The organism is Pedobacter suwonensis (genome assembly GCF_900111825.1).
Classification (GTDB): Bacteria; Bacteroidota; Bacteroidia; order Sphingobacteriales; family Sphingobacteriaceae; genus Pedobacter; species Pedobacter suwonensis.
Window position 1 is genome coordinate 1 of record NZ_FOJM01000040.1, and the last position, 1,452, is coordinate 1,452.

At 46.0% G+C, this 1,452-nt stretch carries 1 protein-coding gene; it reads left to right on the forward strand.

Annotated elements, in window-relative coordinates:
* Positions 1-1,452: non-ribosomal peptide synthetase (locus tag BM107_RS24445; RefSeq protein ID WP_139222345.1), on the forward strand; the 1,452-nt coding region annotated here is incomplete at both ends.

A 1,452-nucleotide genomic window follows, 5' to 3' on the forward strand; every position in this document is an offset into this window, starting at 1 on the left:
GGATTACGGTGTGGACCGGACGGTTCTGTCGCTTTTTGCGGAGCAGGTCCTTCGGGATCCTTCTGCCCTGGCCATTGTTTTTGAAGACCAGGTGCTGAGCTACCGCGAACTGGATGGATTATCGAACCAGATGGCTTTGTTTTTGATCAATAATGACGTGACCAGCGGAACTGTGATTGGTTTGATGATCGATCGTTCACCTGAACTAATCGTGGGTATTTTAGGCATATTAAAAGCGGGTGGAACTTATTTACCAATTGATAGTGCTTTGCCCGAAGAAAGGGTGCTTTATATGTTGGATGATAGTGGCGCAGAATTTCTGCTAACTTCTTCCACCTACTTGGAGAAATACTTAAATCATATTTCAGTCTTGAATATTGCTGAAGTAAAAAGTGATAATCGTACATCAGAAATTGGATTGATGACTGCTGAAGTGAACGATCTGCTTTATATCATTTATACTTCCGGAAGTACTGGTAAACCTAAAGGGGTAATGGTGAGCAATGGCTCATTGGTTAATTTTATTCAAAGTCAAAAAAATCTATTTAAAATAGACAGCTCAGATCGTATTCTTCAGTTTTCAACCATCAGTTTTGATGCATCAGTTGAACAGATCTGGCTGGCTTTATTAAGTGGTGCAGGTTTGGTGCTGGTGGCGAAGGATGTGATTACAGATCAAAAAATGTTCAATGATTACCTTAGGGTTCATAAAGTGACTCACCTTCACACAACACCATCCTTTTTGGAAAGCATCAGCTTGTCCGAAGCAAATTCATTGAAACGGATTATAACCGGAGGAGAGGTATGCAAGCCTGAACTGGTTAACCGTTATGTTAAGAAATATGATTTTTATAATAAATACGGGCCAACCGAAGCAACAATCAGCTGTACTATTTTTCATGTTGATGATACCATTGGTTATGGATCAATGGTTCCTATCGGTCGCCCGATAGCGGGCAGCCGTGTTTATGTGGTTGACGGTTACGGAGGATTGAGCCCGATGGGTGTTGCGGGTGAGCTTTGTGTTTCGGGCTTGGGGCTGGCGCAGGGTTATGTGGGCAATGAAAAGCTCACTGCGGAGAAGTTTGTGGTGAATCCTTTCGAAGAAAACAGCCTGATGTACCGTACGGGCGACCTTGTTCGCTGGGGACCGGGCGGCAACCTGGAGTTCCTGGGCCGGGTTGATGACCAGGTAAAGATCCGCGGATACCGGATCGAGCCCGGTGAGATCGAGGTGGTGATGGGCGGCCTGGAGGGTGTTGGCCAGGTGCTGGTTGTGGCAAGGGGTGATGGAGGGGAGAAAGCCCTTGTGGCTTACTATACGACCCAGAGCGGTGAGGCCATTCCGGATTTAAAAGAGCGTGCGCAGGAGCTGCTTCCCGATTACATGCTTCCCTCTTATTATGTTCATCTGTCTTCTTTTCTTTTGACGGTAAACGGGAAGATCGACCG